At 31.4% G+C, this 26,888-nt stretch carries 27 protein-coding genes and 1 tRNA gene; 15 read left to right on the top strand and 13 right to left on the bottom strand.

What is annotated here, in order from left to right:
* Nucleotides 1-158: 158 nt before the first annotated feature.
* The 9 genes from BVC87_RS17820 to BVC87_RS17795 form a co-directional block, all read right to left on the bottom strand.
* Nucleotides 159-377 carry a hypothetical protein gene (locus BVC87_RS17820; RefSeq protein WP_075343762.1) on the bottom strand — a complete coding sequence of 73 codons (219 nt, stop codon included), beginning with the start codon at nucleotides 375-377 and terminating at the stop codon, nucleotides 159-161.
* Nucleotides 378-586: 209 nt separating this feature from the next.
* The gene (locus tag BVC87_RS17815; RefSeq protein WP_143569827.1) at nucleotides 587-784 is read right to left on the bottom strand and encodes a hypothetical protein; all 198 of its coding nucleotides are present in this window, start codon (nucleotides 782-784) and stop codon (nucleotides 587-589) included.
* 76 nt (nucleotides 785-860) lie between these two features.
* On the bottom strand, nucleotides 861-2,150 hold the full coding sequence (locus BVC87_RS17810) for an HlyD family secretion protein (protein ID WP_075343760.1): 1,290 nt from the start codon (nucleotides 2,148-2,150) through the stop codon (nucleotides 861-863).
* Nucleotides 2,151-2,240: 90 nt separating this feature from the next.
* Complete coding sequence (locus tag BVC87_RS23495; protein WP_159439381.1) at nucleotides 2,241-2,378, bottom strand: hypothetical protein; 138 nt, start codon at nucleotides 2,376-2,378, stop codon at nucleotides 2,241-2,243.
* A gap of 35 nt (nucleotides 2,379-2,413) precedes the next feature.
* On the bottom strand, nucleotides 2,414-2,602 hold the full coding sequence (locus BVC87_RS23250; protein ID WP_143569826.1) for a hypothetical protein: 189 nt from the start codon (nucleotides 2,600-2,602) through the stop codon (nucleotides 2,414-2,416).
* A gap of 2 nt (nucleotides 2,603-2,604) precedes the next feature.
* Nucleotides 2,605-2,853: a hypothetical protein gene (locus BVC87_RS17805; RefSeq protein WP_075343759.1), complete on the bottom strand. Its 249-nt coding sequence runs from the start codon at nucleotides 2,851-2,853 to the stop codon at nucleotides 2,605-2,607.
* Between the two features lie 82 nt (nucleotides 2,854-2,935).
* Nucleotides 2,936-5,122: a peptidase domain-containing ABC transporter gene (locus tag BVC87_RS17800; RefSeq protein ID WP_075343758.1), complete on the bottom strand. Its 2,187-nt coding sequence runs from the start codon at nucleotides 5,120-5,122 to the stop codon at nucleotides 2,936-2,938.
* 56 nt (nucleotides 5,123-5,178) lie between these two features.
* The gene (locus BVC87_RS23490) at nucleotides 5,179-5,340 is read right to left on the bottom strand and encodes a hypothetical protein (RefSeq protein ID WP_159439380.1); all 162 of its coding nucleotides are present in this window, start codon (nucleotides 5,338-5,340) and stop codon (nucleotides 5,179-5,181) included.
* A gap of 115 nt (nucleotides 5,341-5,455) precedes the next feature.
* The gene (locus BVC87_RS17795) at nucleotides 5,456-7,063 is read right to left on the bottom strand and encodes a vitamin K epoxide reductase family protein (RefSeq protein WP_075343757.1); all 1,608 of its coding nucleotides are present in this window, start codon (nucleotides 7,061-7,063) and stop codon (nucleotides 5,456-5,458) included.
* 543 nt (nucleotides 7,064-7,606) lie between these two features.
* Here BVC87_RS17795 and BVC87_RS17790 point away from each other — a divergent pair.
* The 12 genes from BVC87_RS17790 to BVC87_RS17735 all read left to right on the top strand — a co-directional run bounded on the left by BVC87_RS17790 (nucleotide 7,607) and on the right by BVC87_RS17735 (nucleotide 20,531).
* Nucleotides 7,607-8,161 carry a GNAT family N-acetyltransferase gene (locus tag BVC87_RS17790; RefSeq protein ID WP_075343756.1) on the top strand — a complete coding sequence of 185 codons (555 nt, stop codon included), beginning with the start codon at nucleotides 7,607-7,609 and terminating at the stop codon, nucleotides 8,159-8,161.
* Between the two features lie 314 nt (nucleotides 8,162-8,475).
* Nucleotides 8,476-9,693, top strand: coding sequence for a site-specific integrase (locus tag BVC87_RS17785; protein ID WP_075343755.1), 1,218 nt, complete (start codon nucleotides 8,476-8,478; stop codon nucleotides 9,691-9,693).
* 72 nt (nucleotides 9,694-9,765) lie between these two features.
* Nucleotides 9,766-10,872, top strand: coding sequence for a Fic family protein (locus BVC87_RS17780; RefSeq protein WP_075343754.1), 1,107 nt, complete (start codon nucleotides 9,766-9,768; stop codon nucleotides 10,870-10,872).
* Between the two features lie 627 nt (nucleotides 10,873-11,499).
* Complete coding sequence (locus BVC87_RS17775) at nucleotides 11,500-11,997, top strand: hypothetical protein (protein ID WP_075343753.1); 498 nt, start codon at nucleotides 11,500-11,502, stop codon at nucleotides 11,995-11,997.
* A 204-nt stretch (nucleotides 11,998-12,201) separates the two neighbouring features.
* Complete coding sequence (locus tag BVC87_RS17770) at nucleotides 12,202-13,491, top strand: hypothetical protein (protein WP_143569825.1); 1,290 nt, start codon at nucleotides 12,202-12,204, stop codon at nucleotides 13,489-13,491.
* An 8-nt stretch (nucleotides 13,492-13,499) separates the two neighbouring features.
* Complete coding sequence (locus BVC87_RS17765) at nucleotides 13,500-14,555, top strand: hypothetical protein (RefSeq protein ID WP_075343782.1); 1,056 nt, start codon at nucleotides 13,500-13,502, stop codon at nucleotides 14,553-14,555.
* Nucleotides 14,556-14,561: 6 nt separating this feature from the next.
* The gene (locus BVC87_RS17760) at nucleotides 14,562-15,623 is read left to right on the top strand and encodes a hypothetical protein (RefSeq protein WP_143569824.1); all 1,062 of its coding nucleotides are present in this window, start codon (nucleotides 14,562-14,564) and stop codon (nucleotides 15,621-15,623) included.
* A 6-nt stretch (nucleotides 15,624-15,629) separates the two neighbouring features.
* On the top strand, nucleotides 15,630-16,046 hold the full coding sequence (locus BVC87_RS17755) for a hypothetical protein (protein ID WP_075343750.1): 417 nt from the start codon (nucleotides 15,630-15,632) through the stop codon (nucleotides 16,044-16,046).
* Nucleotides 16,047-16,761: 715 nt separating this feature from the next.
* The gene (locus tag BVC87_RS17750) at nucleotides 16,762-17,739 is read left to right on the top strand and encodes an ABC transporter substrate-binding protein (protein WP_075343749.1); all 978 of its coding nucleotides are present in this window, start codon (nucleotides 16,762-16,764) and stop codon (nucleotides 17,737-17,739) included.
* On the top strand, nucleotides 17,739-18,488 hold the full coding sequence (locus tag BVC87_RS17745; protein WP_075343748.1) for an ABC transporter permease: 750 nt from the start codon (nucleotides 17,739-17,741) through the stop codon (nucleotides 18,486-18,488). Before BVC87_RS17750 ends, BVC87_RS17745 begins: the two co-directional genes overlap by 1 nt.
* Nucleotides 18,485-19,198, top strand: a complete 714-nt coding sequence (locus BVC87_RS17740) for an ATP-binding cassette domain-containing protein (RefSeq protein WP_075343747.1) — start codon at nucleotides 18,485-18,487, stop codon at nucleotides 19,196-19,198. The genes BVC87_RS17745 and BVC87_RS17740 overlap by 4 nt, the downstream gene beginning before the upstream one ends.
* Nucleotides 19,191-20,531, top strand: coding sequence for a hypothetical protein (locus BVC87_RS17735; protein WP_075343746.1), 1,341 nt, complete (start codon nucleotides 19,191-19,193; stop codon nucleotides 20,529-20,531). The genes BVC87_RS17740 and BVC87_RS17735 overlap by 8 nt, the downstream gene beginning before the upstream one ends.
* Here the strand turns inward: BVC87_RS17735 and BVC87_RS17730 are convergent, their stop codons facing one another.
* Nucleotides 20,532-21,233, bottom strand: coding sequence for a class I SAM-dependent methyltransferase (locus BVC87_RS17730; RefSeq protein WP_075343745.1), 702 nt, complete (start codon nucleotides 21,231-21,233; stop codon nucleotides 20,532-20,534).
* Between the two features lie 343 nt (nucleotides 21,234-21,576).
* On the opposite strand from BVC87_RS17730, the gene BVC87_RS17725 reads away from it, so the two are divergent.
* Nucleotides 21,577-22,500 carry a tyrosine-type recombinase/integrase gene (locus BVC87_RS17725; RefSeq protein WP_075343744.1) on the top strand — a complete coding sequence of 308 codons (924 nt, stop codon included), beginning with the start codon at nucleotides 21,577-21,579 and terminating at the stop codon, nucleotides 22,498-22,500.
* Here BVC87_RS17725 and BVC87_RS17720 read toward each other — a convergent pair.
* From BVC87_RS17720 to BVC87_RS17710, 3 genes are all read right to left on the bottom strand, one after another.
* Nucleotides 22,466-23,353, bottom strand: a complete 888-nt coding sequence (locus BVC87_RS17720; protein ID WP_075343743.1) for a tyrosine-type recombinase/integrase — start codon at nucleotides 23,351-23,353, stop codon at nucleotides 22,466-22,468. The genes BVC87_RS17725 and BVC87_RS17720 overlap by 35 nt on opposite strands.
* 287 nt (nucleotides 23,354-23,640) lie before the next feature.
* Nucleotides 23,641-23,714: transfer RNA gene (locus BVC87_RS17715), tRNA-Ile, on the bottom strand.
* A 52-nt stretch (nucleotides 23,715-23,766) separates the two neighbouring features.
* The gene (locus BVC87_RS17710; protein WP_083629585.1) at nucleotides 23,767-24,738 is read right to left on the bottom strand and encodes a polyprenyl synthetase family protein; all 972 of its coding nucleotides are present in this window, start codon (nucleotides 24,736-24,738) and stop codon (nucleotides 23,767-23,769) included.
* 126 nt (nucleotides 24,739-24,864) lie between these two features.
* On the opposite strand from BVC87_RS17710, the gene BVC87_RS17705 reads away from it, so the two are divergent.
* Entirely contained in the window at nucleotides 24,865-25,473 is a 609-nt protein-coding gene (locus BVC87_RS17705) for a TetR/AcrR family transcriptional regulator (RefSeq protein WP_075343741.1), read from the top strand.
* A gap of 6 nt (nucleotides 25,474-25,479) precedes the next feature.
* The gene (locus BVC87_RS17700) at nucleotides 25,480-26,886 is read left to right on the top strand and encodes a TolC family protein (protein ID WP_075343740.1); all 1,407 of its coding nucleotides are present in this window, start codon (nucleotides 25,480-25,482) and stop codon (nucleotides 26,884-26,886) included.
* The last annotated feature ends 2 nt before the right edge of the window (nucleotides 26,887-26,888 follow it).

The raw sequence follows: 26,888 nt of genomic DNA, 5'->3' as shown, positions 1-26,888 counted from the left end.
TTATTATTTCTTGTTTAATTCAGAGGAAAAACACCATGTTTTACGAAGTATTAGTAGTAATAACTATTAATTCTTTTAATGATAATGATAATTAAAAATTATATTTTAAAATAAAAAGAGCTGTCTATTTAGACAGCTCTTAAGTATTTTATGTAAGATTATACTGGTTGATTCGATCCTCCAGTAGAGCCGCCTCCACCAGACCCTCCAGATCCTCCACTGCTACAACTACAGTTTAATGGTTTCCAATAAAGTTCTTGTAAATGCGGGCAAGCACACCATTCAAAACATGGTCCTCTAAATACTTGACCTCCATTAATTACCTTTTGCTCTGTTTTATTTAAAGTCTTTCCTAATTTTAAGATTGATTTTTTCATAATTTTTTAAATTTAAAATTGATTAAATTCTTGAATGTTTTAAACACTCAAAATTTATTTTAGAAGCATAGATTTAGTACTAGAGTATCCTAGTCTTAAATCATGTAAATAACTTCTTAATAACAAGTTTCGTTAAAAAGAGTAGTGTATAAATCGTAAGTTGTTGAGAACAATAGAGAAGAAATTAAGCTTCTCTATCGTTTTAAATTTTAGTAGTTATACCAACCGCCGCGTCCATCGCATTCTCCTGGACAATGAGTTCCTCCAGAAACGCATCTTGTTCCAGATTTTGCAGTACGACAAACACTTGAACATTCAGCTATTTGTATAAGCTGTATACTTCCATGTACATTTGATTGTTCATCTTTAGAAAGTACGTTTCCTAAATTTAAAATTGATTTTTTCATAATAAAAGATTTAAAATTGATTAAATCCTTGAACATTTAGAGACACTCAAGGCTTGTGTCTATTCTTCGCGAAAATTTATTTTACGATCTTTTTTAGTTGATAGAAGAAACGTTCAATCAACCTAAGATCTTCTGTTATTATATCTGCATTTCCTTGCATTTCTTGTCTAAACTCTATTTCTTTTTTATACGTTGTTTTTAGTTTTTCTGGCAATTCTACATCAATTAGATAATTTCCTTCTTGATCTGGTATTAATGAGATTGATTTGACTTTTCCATTCAATTCTCCGAATTCATCAGAAGGATAATTTAAAAGTTTGATTTGAACTTTTTGTCCGATTTTTATTTTACCAGAATTTGCTATTGGAGCTTTTATTTTTCCAATGAAATGTTCGCTTTTTTCAGGAATTATAGTAAAAATTAAATCCCCAACTTTTACACTTTGATTTTTATTCCAAAACGATAAAAAAGATACTTTACCATTCATAGATGTTTTTAAAGCGTAGCTTTTTTCCCAATCCTTAATTGCCTTATCAAGATACAAAAAAGATTGTATTGCTTTCTTTTTTAGTCGAATATCATCTTTTGTTTGACGAATAGATGTGTCGTCTAAGTTTTTTGTTGAGTTATTGATGAGTTCTCTTATTTGAGATATAGAGGCATCTAAATTTCGATATGCTCGTTGTGATTGTAGAAATTCTACTTCTTTTTGGCCTTTTTCTTGTTCAGAAATGACCCCCTTTTCAAACATTTTTCTACTTCTGTCTAAATCCTTTTTCTTAAAATCTAATTCTTTTTTATTTAACTCTTTTTGATAGAGCATGTTTTGTAATCTGCTCTTTGCTTCAATCACAGACATTTTATTGGCAAATACTTGTGATTTATAAGGTGTAAGTTCTTTATTTAGTTTGTATTCCTGATAATCATTTTCAAATTGTGCATAAATTTGATTGATATCACCAAGGACTAACGGTTGTAAATTATCGATTGGAAACTCAAAGTCTTCATTATGAATATTAATGGTATCAACAATACTTTTCAGTAATAAAACATCTTTATATGAAGCACTATTTTCAATTACTGCAAGAATTTCATTCTGCTCAACATCACTTCCTTCACTAGCTAAGAGTACTTCAAATTGACCTTCAGACCTCGCATATATTTTTTCAGGAGGAACAGGTGTAGTGACCATAACCTGAGTAGAAATAACATCAGGGTACTTGATAAACCACGATATAAATAGAAGCATTAAGATTAATGCTAAAATTAATAAGTTACCATATCGAATCATCCAATTGGGTACTTTGTTCAGTATTTCTTGAACTTCTTCGCTTCTAATTTCTATATCTTGGTTACTTTGAGGCATAAATTGTATTATAATTAAATATTAGGAAGGTGATGAAATAGCACCTTCCTAATTTAGTTCATTTTAAAACGCTTAAACAGAACGGTTGTTTTAATTTAGAGTCAGTGATAAACTAGGTTCACAGAAAAGTGTTCCATCTTCTAAATAATAACAATTTTCCGCTCCTTTAATTTGTAGTAAATCTTGTTTTTCTAATATGGTTCCTAAATTTAGAATTGATTTTTTCATAATTTATTTAGTTTTATTTTAAGGGTTGATTAATATTAACAATTTCCTATGCATATATTGGAAACACATGTATAGCAAATAACTGAGCCTACAGGGCATCCAGTTCCTTCACAACTCGGGCAATCATGATCAGAATTACAGAATGTAAAACGAAATCCACCACTAATTCTCTTTTGCTGAGTTTTGTTTAGCGATTTTCCTAATTTTAAGATGGATGTTTTCATAATTATTCACAATAAATTCTTACTTCAAAACCAGGAGTTCCAAAATCTGTTATACATGGTACACATCTAGTGCAAGTTGGATTAGCGCCATTTGCAATGGCAGCAGACCAAGCACTATTACATCGTCTTTGAGTGGAGTAACAAGAACTACCTATAAAAGGAGGTCCAGGTATTAGAGAAAATCCACCATTCACTTTTTTTTGCTCAACTTTATTTAAGGCTTTTCCTATGCTTAAAATTGATTTTTTCATAATAAAAGATTTAAAAATTGATTAAATCCCTGAACATTTAAAGACACTCAAGGCTTGTGTCTATTCTTCGCGAAAAAATATATTAACTACCTAGTTCTAATTGATTTTTAACTAGGTTGTAGTAATTTCCTTTTAATTTAATGAGCTCTTCGTGGTTTCCTTGTTCAACAATTTTTCCTTTGTCCAATACTACTATTTGGTGTGCATTTTTAACTGTACTTAATCGGTGGGCAATTACCACAGCCGTTTTATCTTTGAAAAAAGTATTAAGTTTCTCCATAATTACTTTTTCGTTATTAGCATCTAGTGCAGAGGTAGCTTCATCAAAGAATAAAAATTTAGGGTTTTTGTAAACAGATCTGGCAATTAACATTCGTTGTTTTTGTCCTGTACTTAATCCATTTCCTTCACTACCGATCTTAGTATTGTAGCCAAGAGGTAACCCTTCTATATAATCTGAAATATTAGCTACATCAATAGCGTGTGCTAATTTCTCTTTATCTACATAATCTTCTCCAACAGCAATATTTTTTGCTATAGTATCATTAAAAATATATCCCTCTTGCATTACCACTCCGCAGTTTCTTCGCCATTCTTTTTGAGAAATACTTCTAAGATTGAAGTTTCCTACTGTAATATCACCTTCATCAACTTTATAAAAACCGAGTAAAAGTTTCATTAATGTTGTTTTACCACTTCCACTTGCTCCCACAATTGCAGTAGTTTTATTTGCGGGGATTTCTAGAGTTAAATTTTTAATTACAGGATCCAAACCTCCTGTATATCTAAAAGAAATATTGTTTAATAATACAGGTGTATTGGTAGGTATATTTCTTACTTTTTCATCATCAGGATTTTCTTCATCTTCCATGTTGTGGATCTCTCCAAGTCTATCTAGAGAGATTTGAGCATCTTGAACATCTCTCATAAAGTTAATAAGTTGCATGATCGGACCATTAAGCTGACCAACAATATAACTAATAGCCATCATCATACCTAGCGTGATATTTCCATCGATAACGAGTTTAGCAGATAAAATGGTAATGAACATGTTTTTAAGTTCATTAATAAAATTAGATCCAACACTTTGAGTTTGTTCTAGGGCTAAACTTTTAGTAGCAACTTTAAATAGTTGTGCTTGAACATATTCCCAGTTCCAACGCATCCTTCTCTCAGCATTATGCAATTTTATTTCTTGCATTCCATTAATAAGCTCAATAACTTTACTTTGCTCTTTACTTACTTCTGAGAACCTTTTGTAATCTAGCTCTTTTCTCTTTTTGAAAAAGAATAAAACCCATGTAAAATAGAGTAAGCTTCCTAAAACAAAAACGCCAAAAATTTGTAGACTATAATATCCAAGTACAATACTAAATATGATCAGGTTTACAAATGAGAATAAGACAGATAGAGAAGAAGTGGTTAAAATACGTTCAATTCTTTTGTGATCGTTAATTCGTTGTAGTAAGTCTCCTGTCATCCGCACATCAAAATATGAAATCGGTAATTTCATAAGCTTGATGAAGAAATCGGAGATCAGAGAAATGTTTATTCTTGTGCTCAAGTGTAGTAAAATCCAACTTCTAATAATTTCTAAAGAGGCTTTTCCTAAAAAAAGAAAAAGTTGAGCAAAAAGGATAAGGTATACAAAATTAATATCTTGATTTTTAATACCAACATCAACTACACTTTGGGTTAAAAAAGGTAAGATAAGTTGTAATAAACTTCCAGCTAATAAACCTACAGCTAGTTGAATTATAAACTTTTTGTATCGTATCAGGTATTTAAAAATAAATGAAAAACCAAACTTTTCATCTTCTTCAAATTCTTCGCTGTAAAATTTTGCAGTGGGTTCTACCAACAAAGCAATTCCCTCTTCGGTATTTTCGTCCGCATTATTACCAATCCAATGCTTAATAAATTCCTCTTTTGTAAAGGTTATTAATCCGTGAGCAGGATCAGAAATGTAGATTTTATCTCTTTTGATCTTGTAAAGAACAACATAGTGATTTTTATTCCAATGTACAATGCAAGGAAGCGGAGCTTCAGTAATTTTATTAAACGCTAGTTTTATACCTAATGATTTGAATCCTATAGACTCAACAGCTTCACTTAAACCTAGTAAACTACTACCTTCTCGAGTAGTTTCACTTAAGTCTCTTAGTTGTTGAGTGTTAATGTTTTTGCCATAATGTTTGGCAATAATTTTGATGCAAGTAGGTCCGCAATCTTTAGCTTCGGTTTGTTTATAATGTGGAAATTTTTTCAAAGAAAAAAAGGTTAAATTAACTGGAAAACTATAGTTTTCCAGTTAAAGTTAGTTGATTAAGAAAAGCTTTGTAATATAGCGTCAAAATTTATACAAACGCCATCAGAACAAGTTCCTCCAGTTTTGAAGCAGTCTTCAGTACAGTAGCTTGCTCCGTTAATAGCTCTTAATTGGTCTTTTTGTAACGGTTTTCCTAGATTTAAGATTGATGCTTTCATAATTGAAATTTTAAAAGTACATTTGAGGCGAACATTTTAAGACACTCACCGAGTGTGTCTATTCTTCGCGAGAGAATATTGTTCTAAGGTAAAGTCGCATTGCGACTTTACCTGTTTATATTTCTTGTGCTTGTGGAGATGTTAGATTATAATGTTCTTCTAAATCTTCGATAAAAAAGACTAAATCACTTCTTTTATATTCTTTAGGGAAAGATTTTCCGTTAATAAGGATTTCTGGAGTAAAGTTAATAGCATTGCTAACACACCATTCTTTTCCTTTTTTAAGTGTGTCAATGTATTTATTTTCTCCATTATTTATAGCCCATTTCGAGGACCACTTTTCAAATGCTAATCCATCATAAATATCATCCATAGCGTTTTTAGCTTCCTCTTTTTTGTTGCTATGATACAACTCTAATAATGTGTTAGTAACTATAACAGCAGGATTGTCTAAGTTATCTGTAGGAATATTAAAACGTACTATAATTTTTACAGCATTATTGTATTTTTTTAAAGTCTCATTTACTACCTCATGTACTTCTTTACAGTGACCACAAAACGGATTGGTTATAATTGTTATGGCTAAAGGAGAAGATGGGTTACCCAATATCATTTCATTAGCGTTAACAATGTTGGTATCTAAAGTTGGAGATTTTTGAAGTAAACTATTAAAAAGATTAAAGTTTCTTTTGAATTTAACAAATTCTATTTTTTCTCCTTGTAATGTATTCTTTTCACTTACTAGTGGTTTGATATAGTACCAAGCTAAATAAATAGTTAAAAAACTAATACTAGTTACTATAATACTTTCTAAAGTAAAAGAAGAAAAGATTTCGACTATAGTTTGATCAATAAACGCAGTGCTAGCTTGTACCCACAAAATTCCTACTATAGATAAACATAGTAAACACCACGACTTAACAACTTTGTATTGGTAGTATATTGAATATATAGTGATTGGTAAAGCAGCAATACTAATGGCTTTTAAAATACTAATGTCATTAGATAATAATGAAGCTAACAATAGGCCAGAAAAGTAAATGATACTTAAGTCACTAAGTTTATGTCCTTTTATAATTTCTGCTCCTTTAGAGTTTAGAACAGAGTCACAATCTTTCTTCTCATCATTACCAGAGCAAAAAGCATTACCAATAACGGTGCTTTCACCCAATTCTTGTTTTAAAATACTATAACTAGTTACAATACCCAAAACAGATAAAATAATGTAAGAAATATTAGCTATAGACGTATCTCTAACAATAAGCGAAGTAGCTATTAAAGCAACAAGTGCGAGTAATAAACCATAAGCTAAACTATTGTTCGAGCGTTTGATTTCTTGATGTTCAGGTTTTTCAACAGCTACTATAATTCCTGTAAAACGAGTTAAAAACTCACCTTCAGATAGTTTAGTTTCTTTTTTGTTTTCACTATCAAAAATACTGTATAACTTATCTTTTAATTTGCTAACGGTTACTAAATCCTCTCCTTTATCTGTAGTTACTTGAGCTATGAAACTATCAGGAAGTTGTTGTAATGTTTGTGAGTCTGTTGGTACTTCAGCCGCAATATTTTCAATATTGAAGTGATCTAGTACGCCAGTAACAGCATGTAAACTTGGATAAGAAGGGTGGCTTTGAATTTGAAAAGCTAGCTCTTTTTTGTCATGAATAATATCATTCTTAGATAGCAATTTCTGAACTATCAGGAATAGTGGATTTTTCATAGGAGAGTTTTTGGTTGATAATTAGACAACCAAATATATATTTTTTTAGTAAAAAGTTATGTTAAAGTTAATATTTTGTTTGAAAATTAACGATTTTTTTCTAAATATTAAACAAAACAAGTGTGATGTTAAGGATTCTTCAAAAAGATTTTGATTTAAGTATCATAATCATTTAAGTCATTAAATATTGTGATGAACTTTAAAATTTCAGATAATCTAAAGTATTACTAAATAAGGTAGAGGTTAACAGTGATAAAATTTAAACGTTTGTATAAAGTTCATGTTAAACTAATACTATATAGTGATCATTGTTTAGTTAAGTCATTGATAAAAACAAAAAATGAATTTTAAAAATGTATACAAAATAGCAGAGTCTAACATAAAAAGTTAAAGCAATATTAGCCATAGAATTGATTGTTATTGCTTGCTTTTTAAAACTCTTTTGGACTTTCTATTCGGTTTATATTTGCTAAATTAGTTACTCAAAAACTTGACTAACTTTATACAAGTTTGTTAGTAACAACAACGAAAAAAAGAAACAGAATGGTGGTAATTGAAGTTAATTCAGAAATTGAATTGAAACAAATTGAGCTATCGGACTCGAAAGATATTTTTAACGCAATTGACAGTCAAAGAGAGTACCTTGGTAAATGGTTGCCTTTTGTAGCAGTTACCAAAGAAATATCAGACACGGACAAGTTTATAGAATTTATTATAAATGCACCAGAAGACAAAAGAGAATATGTCTTTGTAATTCGCAAACACAATAGATTTATTGGTATGGTGGGTTTTAAAGATACTGATAAAGAAAATCAGAAAACTGAAATTGCATATTGGCTTTCTAAAGAATATCAAAAGCAAGGAATTATAACAAAATCAGTAGATAAACTTTGTTATTTTGCATTCAATGAGCTTGGAATAAACAGAATACAAATTAAGTGTGCTGTTGAAAATAAATCAAGTGGAAAAATCCCCAGACGATTAGATTTTAAATTAGAAGGTGTTGAGCGACAAGGAGAATTACTAACAGGTAATGTCTTCACAGATATAGAAATATACAGTAAGTTGAAAAGTGAAATGGAAAAGAGTAGTAATTAACACTGATAATCTTTGCTGAAGTCAATAATTACATAAAAAAAATAGAAGAAGTACTAGTATAGAGTTTGTAACTTATTGTTAGTGAGTTTGTAAAAACAAAAAAGCTTCACAAAAAGTGAAGCTTTAAAGGTGGTCCCACATGGGCTCGAACCATGGACCCCCTGATTATGAGAAGGGGGCTTTTTGTATTCAAATAATCCTATTACCTTTGTTTTAAAGGGTTTGAGAACTTTTAAAATTCATTTAACCCCATAAAAAGACATATAAATTCAATATTTGCGTGCAAATTGAGTGCAAATTTTTAAACCTCCGAAATGGCGACAAACATAGTGCTGACAATAGATAAACGAAGAAAACGAAAAGATAATACCTATCCAATAATATTACGACTGAGCCATAATCGTAAAACCACAGCTATTTCTGTTGGGTATTTTATAGAACCAAATTACTGGGACGATAGTAAAAGAATGGTAAAGTCCAGCTACAAGGGGACGCAATCTGTTAAGAGGCTCAATAATCACTTTCAGAAAAAACGCACCGATGCCCTCGATATCATCACCAAACTAGATGAAAGGGGTGAACTAAACCGACTTTCTATTACCCAGCTCAAAGAGCGTATTGTAAACACCAGTCAAAAAATGTCGTTTTATACCTATGGTGAAAAACTCATAGAAGAACTGCAAAAAACCAACCGCCTTGGTACAGCTCGTTCTTATCGAGAAACTCTCAGAATGCTTAAAAAGTATAATACAGAGAAAGATTTTTCTCTCGAAGAACTCAATTATGACTTTCTCCAAAAATTGGAGGTTAAATTTCTTGGTGCAGGCAATACACTAAATGGTTTGGCGGTTTATACCAGAACCATTCGGGCTATTTACAACAAAGCCATAAAAGAAGGATATATCGGGAAAGAATTTTATCCATTTCAGAACTACAAGATTAAAACCACCACAACACAAAAAAGAACCCTCAGCATAGATTCATTAAGTCGGATAAAAGAGCTTCATTTACCCGAAAAACATGTGTGCTTTCACGCTAAAAATTACTTTTTGGCTAGTTTTTATATGATGGGTATTTCTTTTATAGACTTAGCGTTTTTAAAGATGAGTAATATTGTAGATGGGCGCATAATTTACACCCGAAAAAAGACCCACAAACCCTATAATATAAAAATATCAGATGCTTTGGATGAAATTCTATCGCATTATACTACAGACAAGAAAAAGAATGATTTTGTGTTCCCTATTCTCAAACCAGATACCCTAGAAAACCAGTACAAAAGGCTCAAAGAATCAAGAAAACGCTACAATAAGAAACTCAAAAAACTTGCAGAGCTTGTCGAAATAGACGAACAACTGACCAGTTATGTAAGCCGTCATACGTTTGCATCACTTGCCAATAATAAAGGAATTCCTGTTTCTGCTATTTCTGAAATGCTCGGACACGAGAGCCTGAAAACTACACAAATCTATCTCAATAGTCTTTCAAACAACGTTTTAGACCATTATAATGATATGATTATTGATATATGAGCCGAAAAAACCTTGCTATCGGCTCACAATTAGTTTATATTTGAGCCAATAAATAAAGTTAATCGGCTCACCATGTATAATTGGCAACAACAAGACTGGACACAATTTAGCTATAAAATAGATGAGATAGAAGATAAATTATATGCTTTTAGAGAAAAAATAGGGTACTTACAGGGGGTATTAAAACTTTTGCCTCAAAAGTACCACACACAAACCTTACAAGATATTCTCGTTGCCGAAGCTATTAAAACCTCTGAGATTGAAGGAGAATATTTAAGCCGAAAAGATGTACTTTCTTCTATTAAAAATAATCTTGGTATTACCGAAAAAAAAGAAGAAGTTCGAGACGTACATGCTAAGGGTATTGCTAATATGGTCACCAATGCGAGAGCAACTTTTCAACAACCGCTTACGAAAGAGGTGTTGTTTGAATGGCATGAGATGATTTTTCCTACTGCTACAAAAATAACGGTAGGGCAATGGAGAAATCATTCTGAGCCCATGCAGGTAGTTTCTGGAGCTATGGGGAAAGAAAAAGTACATTTTGAAGCCCCACCATCAACACAAGTTCCGAAAGAAATGGAGGCGTTTATTACTTGGTTTAATGATACTGCTCCAAATGGGAAAAATCCTATAAAACATGCTCCTATACGTTCTGCTATTGCTCATTTATATTTTGAAACTATCCACCCTTTTGAAGATGGAAATGGACGTATTGGACGAACTATTGCCGAAAAAGCACTGTTACAAACATTAAACATGCCATTACTTATAAGTCTTTCTCATAGTATTGAATCTGAGAAAAACTTGTATTATGATGCTCTGAAAGAAGGACAAAAGAGTAATCATATTACCAACTGGATACTGTATTTTGTAGATGTTATTTTAAAATCTCAAACGCATTCCGAAGAACTTATTCATTTTATCCTTCAAAAAACAAAACTCTTTGATATCTACAAAGACCAGTTAAACGAAAGACAAACGAAGGTTATCAATAGGATGCTTAAAGAAGGGGTTAAAGGTTTTGAGGGAGGAATGACAGCAAAAAAATACATGAGTATTGCCAAGACTTCTAAACCTACGGCTACGAGAGATTTACAAAAGCTTCTTCAACTTGGTGTTTTTGTGGTTTCTGGAACAGGACGAAATACATCGTATCAAATTCAATTCCCTGAGTAGTTTTGGGTCAAAAGCTTGAAAGCGTTTTGAGCAAGTAAGCGTGATACTGGATGTCAGAGGGTAAACCCGTCAGAATCCAGTCTATCACGCAACTTGTGGGAGAGTGCCTCTCCTCAACCTACGCTTTTAAAACTAGGAGTTCTTTTAGTGATATCCAGTATCAAAAAAACTGATGTCCAGTAAGTTTTTACTGGATGTCAGTGAGAAACATTATATAAATTACAGATAAAAATATTCTCTGTTTTAAAAAACCTCATTCTTACTAGAATGAGGTTTTCTTATTTATGTTTATTAGGTTGTTCCATAAATTAATTATATTTGAGATCAAATTTTTAATAAACAACAGATTATAAGAAAATAAACTTATAACATACATACAAGCGTTTAAAAGCGTATGCTTTTTCCCTAAGTAAAATCGGCAAAATTTTAAAAAAGGAGGAAATAGTGACGTAACATATCTTTTTGGGTATGTTCCAATATTCTATTTCAGTCCTTTTGAGCTTTGCCGAGCTTTACTTAGCTGATTTGGTGAGGTTCATATCCTTTTATTTTGCTTCTTTTTCATCTAAATACATTTAATCAATTCGCTTTTTTAGAACCTCAAAAAAGCAACAAAAAACTTTTATTATGAAGAATTATTATTCGTATGCTAAAATTTTCATTTTGTTTATCAGCGTTTCTTTTTTCTCTTGTAAGAAAATAGACTGCAAAAAATGTAAGGGATCGGGAAAAATAACGAAACAAATTACTACAGAAGAGATGTACGATGAACCTGTAGACTACTATGTTAGCTCTACCTGTAGCAAATGTAGAGGAAGAGGACAAAGAAATTGCATGTATCAATTTACAAATACTGGTTTTCTTTCTATTACAGAATATGAATGCGATCGAGGAAGGTATAGAGCTATGGATGGTGGTGGAATGAATGTAGGACAATTATCAGGGCAAAGGTGTGGTCAATGTGGAGGTTCTGGGTATGTAAACTGCAGAAGCTGTAAAGGGTATGGAACACGAAAAATAAAAAAGACTAAAATAGAGAAGAAAACAAGGAAGGTTAAAAAAGACACATTAGTTATAGATAGTTATTGTAAGGGGAAAGGAAAAGTCTTTGAAATATTTGAATAGTCTCCATTTTGAAAGAGCCTTATTATGAGGCTCTTTAGTTGATTTAATTATAAAAACTAAACAGAAAACTTTGAAAAAATATTTCTATCTTTATAGCAAAATTATTGCAAATGATATAAAAAAGAAAATCCACTTATGAAATACCTCCCGACCTACCTACTCCTTTTTTGGGGTACTTTTTGCTATTCACAATCTATAGAAGTTGTGCAAATTCCAACATTAGAAAATCCAAATGGGCGATTTAAAAAATCTCATTTAGGAAAGAATAATGTTTTACACAGTCAAGCACTTGACGAAAAACAACGATCCGAAAAAATCCTCCTCAATACACAAAAATCATTTCATTCCTATGAGCAAGACCGATTAAGAGCTGAAAAGGAAGCAAAAGAAAGAGAATTAGTACGCAGAAGGATTCAGAGAGAATATGGAACGAAACTTCATTTGGAAATTCCAAGCCGAGCAACAGAAGAAGAAAGACAGTATTATCGAAAGGCTTTTGAGAAGCTTTTACAAATGCACACTGATAGTTTTTCGGTAAAAAAAGCGACATTTATAGTAGAGAATGCTTTTTATGATGAAAAGCAGGACTTTAAAAAGTTTGATAAAATTATAAAACGAACAGGTTCTTTTTTGAAAGAGAAGATGAAAGAAAAAAACTATGATCCTCATAGTAACCTTACTAAGAACCTTATTCTTTTTCAGTTTTTTGCCGACACTTTAGAAATAAAATCTAAAGGATTGAAGCACCTCCCGTTGAAGTATGATTTTGATGACTACATTGGAAAAAAGGATTGGGGAAAAATGTTTGTAAGTAAACTTCTTGCTACTGGAAAAGGACAGTGTCATTCCTTACCACTTTTGTATCTGATGTTAGCCGATGAAATTGGTGCAAAAGCCTCTTTATCTCTGTCTCCGAATCATTCTTATATTAAGTTTCAGGATGAGAAAAAAAAGTGGTATAACGTCGAACTTACCAACGGTATGTTTACCACAGATACCTATATTTTACAGAGTGGTTATATAACATCAGAAGCCTTACAGAATGGTATTTATATGCAAGAATTGACCAAAAAACAGTTGTTGTCGCAAACACTCAACGATTTAGCTTTGGGATATACAAGAAAATTTGGCTATGATAGTTTCTTGAAAAAGATTATAGACAAATCATTAGAGCTAGATTCTAAAAGCATACACACCAATATTCTGCTTGAAAATTACCTGACGGTTCAGTTTGAGTATATTACCAGAAATTGCTTAGGTATTAACCCAAGGAATCATCAAGAGTTACAACAAATAGGCAGGTTTCCAGAGTTAGTAGACCTTTTGAAAAAAATAAACGAAGTACAGCAAAAAGTTGATGATTTGGGCTATAAAACTATGCCTGATGAAATATACCAAAAATGGCTGGGGTCTTTACAGCAAAAGAAACAACAACAAGACGATAAAGAGCTAAAAGAAAAATTTAGAATAAACCTTAAAACAATGAAAAATTGATACGAAAAATGATACCACTTGCCCTTACATTGATGTGGGGATTGCCAATAAAGGCACAGAATGCTTTTTTTGAACAAAGCTATAAAACGCTTACAAATATGCTCAAAAACCCACATACTTATAATTTTAAGGATGCGGTTTTGAGTGTTGAAAACGCTTATTATGACGGAGGGTTAAATGTTAACGATGTAGATAATCAAATCCAAATACTAAAAGAACTTTCCCAGAATGTAAAGAAGTCTAGAACGCTTAAATATAATGAAAGGGATAAAAAAAGAATCAATACTTATGCTTCTGTGTTTACTATTTTTAAAGATAGCATTGCAGTGTATTTGAACCATGAAAAACTCATGTATTATCCTTTTACCTATAATTTTGATGACCCATTTGGAAGAAAAAACTGGGATAATATGTTCGTGTCCAAATTACTCACTAAAAAGTCAGGAAATTGTCATTCTTTACCCTATCTCTATAAGATTTTAGTAGAAGAAATGGGAGAAACAGCACATTTGGCTTTAGCTCCAAATCACATTTATATCAAACAAAGAAGCAAAAAAGATGGCTGGTACAATACAGAACTTACCAGTGGTATTTTCCCAATTGATGCTTGGCTGATGGCTTCAGGGTATATTCACTTAGACGCGATAAAAAATAGTGTCTATATGAAAGCTCTCAACAATCAAGAAAGCATCGCTTTGTGCTTGGTAGATTTAGCACAAGCCTACAATAAAAGGTTTCCGTATAACGATGGAAAATTTGTTTTACGGTGCTGTAATACTGCTTTGAAGTACTTCCCGAAGTTTATAAATGCCATGCTGGTAAAGAGTGAAGCGAAGAGAAAACAAATAGAGCAATTTTTGAGTAATAAAAGAGCTTCTTTTCCCGAAGATATTTTTAAATATGAAGAAAGCACTTTTTTATTCAAGGATATGCAGAAACAGATAAAAGAGATTCATAGTCTCGGCTACCGAAAAATGCCAGAACAGATGTATCTAGATTGGTTGGTCTCTTTGAAAAAAGAAAAAACAAAATATAGCAATACAAAAATTAACACCTTAGATTAAAATCAAATGAAAAAGACAAGAATATTTATGCTACTGATGTCATTCACCGTTTTAGGGAATATTTATGCTCAAAAAGAAGATGCTTTAAGCCCAGAAGAAAAAGCAAAACGTGAGAAAAACATACAAGCAGGAAATCCGTTTAAAAAATTCGGTTACAAGCCCAAAATAGCCACGTTAAGTAAAGGAAAGTATTTAGAGCTCCATGATTTAGACAGCATCGTACCTATTGGTTCTGTGATGTATAATGTAAATACGCAGAAAATAGTTTCCTTTAAACAAATAGATACATTGGGGCTTTCGGAAGCGACATTAGAACCAGAGGTAATTAGTCGTTGGTTTTCTCCTGACCCTTTGGCCGAAGAATTCCCTGATAAATCACCCTATAACTTTGTAAATAATAATCCAATTCGGTTTGTTGACCCAACTGGGTTAGCACCTGAAGATATTATAATACATTTTACAGATGCAGATGGTAATAAACAGACTCATACATACCAGTTTGGTCAAGAATATAAAGGGGATAATGCATTCGTAAAGGATGTATATACAGCCTTGAACCATATAGTAAATAATGGAGCAGATGAGACAGGTGTAATTAAGGGGTTAGCAACTGATAGTTCAAAAAATGTAAACCTTTTTGAAGATACTCCTGAAAATAATATAGAGCATGGAAAACTAAATAGAAACAGCTATTTTAAGAGAGAAGGACAAAATACAGGAAAGCCCGAAGTTATATGGGATTCTAAAGGGGGTACAAAATTTACGAACATAAAAGGGTTTATATCATGGATAAGTGGAAATGGATATTCTGAAGATGGTATTGTATCTCCTTCTGAAGTTTTATTGCATGAATTAGGGCATGCTGAAAGTCACTTAAAAGATGCTAAACAACATTACAAAGACTCAAAAACAAACTTTGGAATATACAATACAAGAGAAGAACATGATGTAATAACTACAATTGAAAACCCTGCTTCTAAAAAATTAGGAAACGTTCAAAGACAAGGACATTATGGTTTTTTCATAAAAGTAAAGTCACCAACTTCTACCACACCAGTAAAAAAGTAATTAGCAATGAATAGACATATTATATTTTTAGTTTTAACATTATTGTTTTTAACAAATTGTACTGATTGTAAAAAAAATCAAAATTTAACAGATATAAAAAGTATAGAGTTTTATTTTACACCTCTAGATATATTATCTCCTGTTGATGGGTTTGATGAAAAATCAATAACTACAACTTTTAAGCACTCAATTACAGAGAAAACAAGAATAGATGAGATATTAAAGTTAATAAAGTCTTTAGAAGTTTCAAATGATGAACTTATTAAAAAAGGTATTTATCTAAGAGCGGACTTTATTAATGAAAAAGGAGTTAGAAAAATCCTTTTATTTGATAAAATGACATTTAAACTAGGAAACTGTTCTTATAAAGATGATGATAGATTATTTCAAACTATAACAAGAGGTTTCAAATGGGGTGGTTAATTTAGGAGTAATAAGGTAAAGTTTTTGATGATTATTCTAAAAATTATATGTAATGAAGAATATAATTAAATTGATATTATTTTTCGTATTTGTATCCTGTTTTTCTCAGGAAGACATAATTGGTTTGAACGGTTGTCTAATTCGTCTTGTGAATAAGCACTCCCTTTTGGTGCGATAATATTTTAAATTTTGAGGTTACATCTAAAGATCAATATTTTCAAAATATTATGAAAGAAATATCCGATAGCTTCGCTTGAATTTTTGTGCGCTCTATAAAATGTTGCGCGGACGATAGTCTACATATCAAAGATACTTATGTAATGAGTAGACTATACAAGTAAGGGATTTGTATTACACACAATAAATTGTTTGTGCAATTCTAAATCCCGTACTTGTGAGAAGGCTCTTCGCCCTCTCAACTCCCAGCTTGTATGAAAAAGAAATATTCATTGTGTAATACAATTTTCCTGTAAAAGTATAGAGTTGTGTACATACACAGTTTATTATTCGTTTCAATTTAAAAGGGTGTCAAGAGGGATTTCCCTTTTGCAAGATGCCTTTGTGTTTTCAGTTGTTTTCAACTGTTAAATACAACAGGCTATCTTGCTTTGAAAAAATTATAGTTTTTCAAATGTATTTTATCCTACAAAAAAGTAATTGAATAATGTATAGTAAAAATGAAATAATTATATTTAGCTTTCTAAATACCAGATAAATGAAAAAAAATCACCTCGCTTTATTATTACTTATTCTAATTACTGTAATAAGTATCTATTTTTTCACTTACAAAAAAACTGAAAAAACTCTGAAATATGCATATACAACAGCTTTAGTAGATGCGCCAAGTATGATTGCTAAAAATATATTACAACAAAATCAAATAGAGCCAGTTCAGTTTTCTACAGGAAGAGAGACAACACAAGCTTTATTAGGTAATGCAACGAATGTAGCAACTCTGGCAGAGTGGCCTTTTTTATTAGCATCTGATAAAAGAGATGATTTACAAATTGTGGCTGTAATAACTTCTGCTAAAAGTATGGGAATAATTGCCAACAAAGATAAAGGAATTGACTCTATTATTCAGTTAAAAGACAAACGTGTTGGTTTTCCACAAGGAACAACTGCTCAATATGTTTTTGAATTGTTAGCGAAAAAAAATAATATTTCAGGAGAGGTAAAGACTATAAATCTAACTCCTCCAAATCTTCAACCATCGTTAATAAGAGGAGATATAGATGCTATGGTAGTTTGGCAACCTTTTTTGGAAAAAGCTAGGTTAGAAAATACAGAAAAATTCATATACCTTCCAACTTCACAAGATGCATTTAGAGTAGTTTACTGTGTAGTATCTACAAAGGAGAATATTAAAAATAATCCAGAAGGAATAAAACAAATTATTACATCTCTCATAGAAGCAGAAGAAAAGATCAACAATGGAGATAAAGAAACTTTAGCTCAACTCAGTAAAGAGGTGGGGTTAGATACAAATACTTTGAGCGAACTATTGCCCTTATTCAGGTTTCAGGTTACTTTAGATGATGAGGTAGTAAATACATTAGAAACATTAGCTGTTTGGGCTCATGATTCTGGTTTAACTACTTCTTCGGACATACTAACCAGAGATTGGAAAGATTATATACATACAAAAACATTAGAAGAAATTAGCCCCGAACGTGTTAGACTAAGCCAATAATGAAACCTTTAAAATACCTCCTTACATTTATTATCCTTTTATGTTTATTGTATCTTGTTGATACAATAGTTTCACCTACCAAAAGCATAGGAGAAGGTCTATTACAGGTGTTAAATAGTTTTAAACAATGGGCTAAAAATGGTCTTTTACTAGATGCTATTTATACCTTGTATAGGGTTATGTTAGGTTTTTTATTAGCTTTAGGATTAGGCATTATAATAGGGATGTTAACAGGAAGATATAATAAAGTGTCTTCTGGTGTAGTAAATATTTTTAATTATCTAAGAGCAATAACACCAGTTGCACTTGCTCCATTTTTCCTTGTTTCTTTTGGTATTTCTGAAACTTCAAAAATTCTTTTAATTACTTGGGGAGCATTTTTTCCTATTTGGATCAGTGGACATTTAGGAATTAAAGCATTGTCCGAAGAACTCATTGCTAGTGCTAAATTACAAGGTTTATCGGGTTTTAATTTAATCAAACACTTTTACCTACCCGCCACATTCCTTAGTGCTTATACAGGTGCTCGTGTAGCTATTGGAATCTCATTTATTCTGGTTTATATAAGTGAAACTTTAGGGGCAGATTATGGTATTGGTTATCAATTAAAAGTTTCTTATGATACTTTTCAGATTGATAAAATGACTGTTGCATTATTGCTTTTGGGTGCGTTTGGTCTTTTGTTGGATAGAATTTTCGTCGTTGTAGTAAGAGTTTTAGTGCCTTGGGTAAATTTTGATAAAGCATGAGTATGAAGATTCAAGATATGAGTTTTAGTTTCGGTAAAACGAAAGTGTTTGATAATTTGAGTTTTTCGATCAAACAAAATCAAGTAACCGCAATTTTGGGGGTTTCTGGTTGTGGAAAATCAACACTTATAAAATTACTAGCAAATCTATACGAACCAACGGAAGGACAAATATTGTATACAAATCAAGAAAAACCTAGCGAAAAAGAAAAAGCTATTATTTTTCAAGATTCAACTTTATTTCCTTGGAAGACTGTTAAGCAAAATATAGTGTTAGCCAATGAAGGAAATTTTATCGCTGTCGAGTCTATTGCAAAAGAAGTAGGTTTATTTGAGGCTTTAGATTATTATCCTAATCAGCTTTCTGGGGGAATGAAACAAAGAGCTGAATTTGGTCGAGTTTTAGCAAAGTCTCCTCATTTTTTATTTATGGATGAGCCATTTAGTAAGTTAGATGTACAATTCAGAGAACATTTGCAAGATACTTTTCTGAAAATTCAGAATAAGACGAAGCCGACTACAGTTTTTGTAACTCATGATATTAGAGAAGCTATAAAAGTTGCTTCAAACATAAAAGTATTAATAGGAACTCCAGTCTCTGAAGTAAGGGAATATAATGTTAAGAATTATGAAGTAAAGGAGCTAATAAAAGAAGTAAGCAATATTTTAAAAAAAGATTTTGAAATGAGGATAAAAGATTTATATGGATGATAAAAATTCTAAATATAAGAATGATTTAAAAGTACTATTAGAAGTTATTGGTTTTGTGACAATTTGCGGCATATCTTTTGTCGTGACTGAATCTGCCGCTAGTATTGTGAAGAAATGGAGTAACGGATCTGAAATCTTATACTATGGTATTGGAGGAATAGTATTTGCAATATGTTTTCAATTAATAGGAGTAGCTTTAAGTTATATAACTAATAAAAGTGTAATAATAAAGATTAGATTGGTAGAAGAGAAATTAACAAGAGTAACAAATGAGTTAACTAATTTTGTTTTTGGAGAAGGAAATAAAGATGGGATTCAATCTGTTCTTTTACAAATGAATGAATATTTAAACAAAGAGCATGAAATTAAAAATATAGATAAAATTATTTTATCAGGAGATTACTATGAATTACAAAGAAAATTTATAGAGTATGCAGAATTGGAGAAAAAAAAGCAAAACTTATATATAGTTGGCACTATGTTGGGTACATTTGATAATGATAATAAATATTCTGATAGTGTATTAATAGCAGACCAATTGATTAGCTTATCAAAAAAATCATATGAAAATAAAAGGCCTTTTCAAACTATCTATTTTGCAACTTTAGGGCATAGACAAAATAAAGGTAAAAAAATAGAGCAAAATTCTAGAGCTTTATATCCTTTTTCAAGCCGAGTAACAGCAGGCGAAATATTAATAAATTTTTTTGATTTTTGGTATGATAAATTTGATGAGACTATACGATCTCAGGAAGATATTGAGATTAGAATTACTTTTCTTGAAAGAATAGATATTTTTCCAGCTATTCAATTATGGGGAGATCAGGCTATGATGATGATTTGTTCTACAGGAATAACTGATAGGTATGATAAACCTGATACCAAAAAAATAAGATCAATAACTAAAGCAATGCCAGTTGCTCTTGTTATGAAAAATAAAGAATATCAACTTTTTGGAAAGGACAAATATTGTGATTTAGGAAATTCTTTAAGCAGGATAGAAGAGCATATTCAGCTGGATTATTTTAGGATAAAGAAAGGTGTAACAAAGCCAAAAACAGGAGTTTTAAGTGATGAAATTTGGAAGTTAAGGGTTGAAGGTAAGGGTAAAAATAATAGAATCTCAATTGAAAATTATAAAAAATTATTAGAACAAGAAGAATTACTTAAGTTAGTTAATCTTCACAAGATTGAAGATGTTGAGGTGAATGATTTAAAAAATGATTTGAAAATTTTGGAGCAAAGCAAGACAAAACCTATTGATATAGATCAATTCAAAGAGATAATAAAAAAAATAAAATATATAATTAATGAAATAATAATAAATCCTTAATTATACTTTTTCAGCTTTAAAAGTGTACATAACTCCTTGAGATTTATTTTCTATTTCTTGAATGTCTCGAAATCCATTTTTTATAAGTATATTTTTAGCTTCTTCTTTTGTCATAAGAGACTTCGACCTATTATTAGCGGTCATTAACAAATTACTACAAACTTCATCAAATTCATCTCTTAATTTATTAAATAAACCTTTTGATTTCAATGACCTTTCAGCTATATCAACTAATAAAGATTGATTTCCATTAATATCTCGTGCAGTAATAACAAAAGTTCCTTCAGACTTTAATACCCGGTAACTTTCTTTAATGTGTCCTTCAAAATTTTTGACTAAATGGGCTGCTATCATTGAATTCACACCTTCATAACTATTAGAGGGTATATTTACTAAATCTGTCATGTCTCCCTGAATACATTTCAAACCACCTTCAAGTTTTATTTTTATTGCTTTTTCTTTCAAGAACTCTAGCGAATCTAAGCTCTTATCCAAAGCAGTAACTTTTTTTCGGTGTTTTAAAAATTCAATTGTAGATGCACCAGAACCACAACCTAAGTCTAGGATAGATTCACAATGTTTTAGTGCTTCCACATGGTTTTTTAAAATACTAACGTAATGTTCCGAGTTAGATAGAATAAGATCATAAGATGATAAAAAAGATTTCTCATCAAATAGATTTTTCGGTGATGCTAAAATCATATTTTATTAAAATTATAGTTTAAATGTAATTATTATAAATATATTATCAAATATTTTGCCAGTAATATTTAGTTGACATTCTGCTAAACCACGTCTATATTTCCAAGTGCCCGAACGTTATTGAAAATAATACTTTAAACAATCATAAAACTAAAATTAATTGCTTAAAAAAGCTAAATAATAAAGTTTTACACTGAACGGGAATTCTCATAACCCGAAGGTCGCAGGTTCAAATCCTGCCTCCGCAACCAATCACCTTTCACAGAAAGGCATAAGAGGATTTCAGAACAGCGAAAAAGTGATTCAATGACATAAGGGCGTAGCCTTTAGTCCATTGAGACACATGAATAATATCCTCATTTTACACCAACAATACTGTGATTACTCCTTAACCTTTAGGGGGCTTTCTTCGCGTACGCTCAGAAACGAATACTATGTATTTCGGCAGTTTGTAAACCACACCAAGCTAAACCATCCGCAAGAAATTACCAAATCTATTGTCGAGCGATACATCACTGAGAAAAAAATCTATCATAATTGTAGTGCCAAGACTATTAAAAATACACTCCAAGCTTTTAATAATTTCTTTAAGTTCTACGTTTCACAAGGATACGGAACAGTAAACCCTGTAAAAGATATACCAAAACCACGTCTTCCAAAGAGACTTCCAAAATACATTCCCAAAGATGATGCTCTTAAACTTATAGAGTGGACTTACGTTGCTAAATTCAGGTACAAATTTGAAAAAATACGAGCTAGAACCATTATTGCGACGTTTTTATTTACGGGTGTTCGACAAGGTGAACTTTTAGGGTTGAAAATGTCAGATATAAGACTGCATGAAAAAGTTTTGAGGGTAGAGAACGGTAAAGGAGGGAAAGATCGTTTAATTCCGTTAAATACTCGCTTGGTTCAGATATTACAAGAATATTTACACGAACGAGAGAAACGAGAAAAGATGTCGATATACTTTTTTACCTCGCTACGGTTTGATAAACAAATGAGTCAGTCTGTTATTAAGCGACTATTTTTACGTCTCCAAAAAGATGTTGGCTTTAAAGTACATCCACACTTATTACGTCATACGTTTGCCACTCTCATGCTCCAAGGTAATTGTGATTTATATTCACTCTCTAATATGATGGGGCACAGCGATATTAAAACCACTACTATATACCTATCTCTGACCACAGGACATTTAACCGAGAAGATAAATAAACATCCACTTAGTTTTACACCAATACAGCCTCCGAGAACGACTTTTTAAGTGTATTTTTCGCAATACTCAAATATATTTCTGTAGTAGATACGCTCGCATGCCCCAATATTTCTTTTGTTTGATATAATCCAAGTCCAGAATTCATGCAGCCACGTGCAAATGAATGTCGTAGATTATGAGGGGTAAATTTTACCCCAGATGCCTTGCTGATTTTCTTACAAATAATGTGAATTGTTTTTGGGGTTATTTGCGTTGGGAGTTTTAAGCTTTGGAAAAACCATATAGACTGATTTTTACATCTCTTTCTCTCTTTGAGGTATCTTTTGAGCTGAGGTAATAATTTATGATGTATCGGCACAATTCGTTCCTTCTTCCCTTTTCCTTTTTTAATGATTATTTCCTGTTCTTCGATATTTACATCTGTAAGTTGAAGGTTTAAAAGTTCGCTTAGTCGCATTCCTGTAAAAAGAAAGGTGCTGATAATGGCATTATTTCTGGTTCTTTCTACTTCGTATCTCCAAGGATAGAGTTCTGTATGGGCTATGATAAAAAGCAAATCTTGTGTTTTTATAAACCGAGGTGTGGTTTTGGGAAGTTTCGGCTTACCTATTTTTTCTACTGGATTTTTTGAAATATATTCATGAGATACACAATAATCAAAAAAGCTTTTTAGGTGTTGTCTTTTATTGCGAAATGTTTTTGCTGTCCACAACCTTTGTTCTTTTTGGTCATACAGATAGCCACGTATAATATCCGTTGTTATATCTTTTAGATTTTCAATATTTGTTACTTCAAAAAGTTTTTTGGTGCTGTTTATAATACTCTGTGTTGCTTTTGGGGTAATTTCTTTTTCATATAGAGCGTAACGTTTGAATCCAATGAGGTAGTTTTCAGAAAGCATAAAGAAGGTATGAGAGAATAACGAAAATTCTTATAACACAGCTTTTTCAAATACCTGAAATTTAAAACGGAAAGAAACCTTCTCAGGTTTCTGCCTTTGTACGACTCATAAACAAGTTTATTTCGTCCTACAAAGGTTAAAAAAGTAGCTGAAGTACTTTTTTAGACGTTTTGTAAAGTGAAGAAATTCTTTCTTTGCTTTATAAAATGTAATATTTTGCGTGCAAATTGAGTGCAAATAAAAAAGCTTTGAAAGTTTTTAACCTCTCAAAGCCTTGATTTTAAAGGTGGTCCCACATGGGCTCGAACCATGGACCCCCTGATTATGAGTCAGGTGCTCTAACCAACTGAGCTATAGGACCAGTAAAATGGTTTGCAAAAATAAAAACTTTTTTGAAAATCTAAAGGATTTTTTTAAACTTTTCTGGTCATTAAATACTTTCCAAATCCAATAAGATTTTGTTTCGCTGATTCAGAGATGTTTAGCTTATGAAGATGTTCGAAAGATTCTTCTGTATATTTTTGAATTAATCCCTGAATTAAGTTAGGAATGTCATTACGTTCGAAAATACGAGTGACTTCATCAATTTTAATTGAGTTGTCTTCTAACTTCTGATTAAAGAAAAACTGTAACTTTTCTTTGTCTTCATTATTGGCCACTTCTAAACACTTTAAATACAAATAGGTTTTTTTGTTCTCAATAATATCTCCTCCGATTTGTTTCCCAAATGTCTCAGGATTACCAAATGTATCTAGATAGTCATCCTGAAGTTGGAAAGCGATTCCTAAATTCAAACCAAAGTCATATAAATGATCGGCTTCAGTTTCACTTGAGTTGGCCACAATAGCTCCCATTTTTAAAGCAGCAGCGACCAAAACAGAAGTTTTTAATGTGATCATTTTGATGTATTCTTCAATAGTAACATCATTTCTAGTTTCAAAATCAACATCTAGCTGTTGTCCATCACAAACTTCCAAAGCGGTTTTACTAAATAGCTTAGCCAGCTTTTGAAATACTATAGGTTCATAATTTTCAAAATACTGATACGCTAAAATTAACATGGCATCTCCCGATAGAATTCCTGTGTTAACATCCCATTTATGATGTACCGTTTCCTTTCCACGTCGTAAAGGAGCTTCGTCCATAATATCATCATGTACCAAAGTGAAGTTATGAAAAGTTTCTACGGCCATAGCAGCTGGTAAAGCCTCAGAAAAAGAGTTAGTCATAGCATCACAAGCTATTAATGTCAAAATAGGTCGAAGTCTTTTCCCTCCTAGTTGTAGAATATAATCTACTGGCGCATATAAATTCTTAGGTTCTCGGTTAAAATCTTGTTGCTCAAGATATTTTAAAAATGATTGTTGATACTTAGCTAAATCCAAATGTGAAATTTTTACACAAAAATAAATGAATTAAAATTACTGAGTAGTCTCAATGTTAAAAAATCATTAAAACTCGGGAAACTTTTTTTGTTTCTAAAGTTTCCTTACGTACATTTGCAAAGAATTATGAGAGAAAAAATTATAAATAAAGCAGGAGAATTGTTCTTAAACTTAGGTTTTAAGAGCGTTACAATGGACGATATATCTAGTGAGTTGGGCATATCTAAGAAAACATTGTATAAGTATTTTTCTAATAAAGTTTCCTTGGTAAGAGCATCTTGTGCTTCAATTCATGAAGTAATTGAGCATGGTATAGATACTATTAAGGAGAAAAAATACAATGCAATAGAAGAGGAGTTTGCCATTAAAGCCATTTTTAAAGAGATGTTTAAAAATGCAAAAGGTTCTCCAATGCATCAATTGAAAAAATACTATCCAGAAATTTATACAGATCTTATGGATAGAGAAGTGTGTATGTTCAGAGATTGTAATAGAGATAATTTAGAAAATGGTATAGCACAAGGTTTGTATAGAGCGGACATTGATTTAAGTTTAATTACCAATTTCTATTTCACTTTGATTTTTGGAATTTTTGAATCAGAAATGTATAGTAAAAGTGTACAAGAATTTGTGGAAACGGAATATAAGATATTAGAATATCACGTAAGAGCTATTGCTACTGAAAAAGGAATAAAAGAGTTAGAAAAACAATTGAAAATAATTAATCAAAATTAGAAAGTAATGAAAAGATACCTTTTAGGTGTATTTGTTTTATTTCTTGTGAGTTCTGTTGGAGCTCAAGAAAAAGTGTTACGATTGTCAATGCAAGAGGCTATTGATTATGCTATTAAAAACAACTACGACAACAAAGTCGCAGCTAAAAATATAGATGCGGCTAAGGAAAAGAAGTGGGAAACAACCACTATTGGTCTACCTCAAATCAATGGAAAAGTAGACTATCAATATTGGCTAAAACAGCAGGTTTCGTTATTGCCAGCTGCAGCTTTTGACAACAGAGAATCTGTAATCCAAACGGTAGAAGATTTTTTTGGTCTCACAGCAAACGGCTCGCCAGTGCCTCCTGAGGGATTTATTCCTTTAGTTTTTGGAACAAAACAGAGTGTAAATGCAGCTGTAACGTTAAGTCAATTAATTTTTGATGGTTCTTATTTGGTAGGTTTACAATCTGCTAAAACGTATTTAAAAATTTCTGAACAAGCAAAAGAGAAAACAGAGTTAGCTACTAGAGAAGCTGTTGTTAATGCGTATGGAAATGTTTTAGTAGCAGAAAAAACGCTAGAAATTCTAAATAATAACAAAAGAATCTTATCGAAGAATTTAAACGAAACTCAAAAGATTTTTGATAATGGTTTAACGGAAGAAGAAAATGTAGAGCAATTACAGATTACTTTAGGTAATTTAGAAAGTAACATAAGTAATACCAAAAGATTAAAGAAGATTGCTTACCAGATGTTAAACATAGCTTTAGGAGAAGATATTGAAAAACAATTGGAGTTATCAGACAATCTAGAGAACTTAGTATTTGAAAATACAGATTTAGAGCTTTTATCTAAAACCTTTAATTTAGAGAAACACATCGATTATAGAATAGCAAGGAATAATAAAACAGCTAATGAACTATTGGTTAAGTTAGAAAAAAGTAAGGCATTACCGTCGCTTAGTGCATTTCTTAATTATGGAGCAAATGCCAATTCAGATAGTTTTACATTTTTTGATGGCGACCAACAATGGTTTGATTATTCTTTACTAGGGGTGTCGTTAAACATACCTATCTTTAGTAGTTTTGGAAGAAGATCTAGAACAGAACAAGCAAAAATAGAACTAGAAAATACAGAAATAAGACTCAAGGAAATTACTCAAAAATTGAATTTGCAAGCGCAAACAGCAAGGAGTGAGTATCAACTTAGTATCGAGAATTATCAAACTGCTAAGAAAAATTTACAGTTAGCAGAACGTATTGAGAAAAAACAACAACTGAAATTTTTCGAAGGAATTTCAACAAGTTTTGACTTATCTCAAGCACAGAATCAACTTTATACACAACAAGCCAATTATGTACAATCTATGTTAAACGTAATTGCTAAAAAAGCACAATTAGATAACGCATTAAATGTACCAGTTAAATAGTC

Origin of the sequence: Tenacibaculum agarivorans, assembly GCF_001936575.1 — a bacterium.
In the GTDB taxonomy this organism is placed as follows: Bacteria; Bacteroidota; Bacteroidia; order Flavobacteriales; family Flavobacteriaceae; genus Polaribacter; species Polaribacter agarivorans.
The sequence above is the reverse complement of the archived record's forward strand: the minus strand, read 5'-3'. Positions and strand labels throughout refer to the sequence as shown.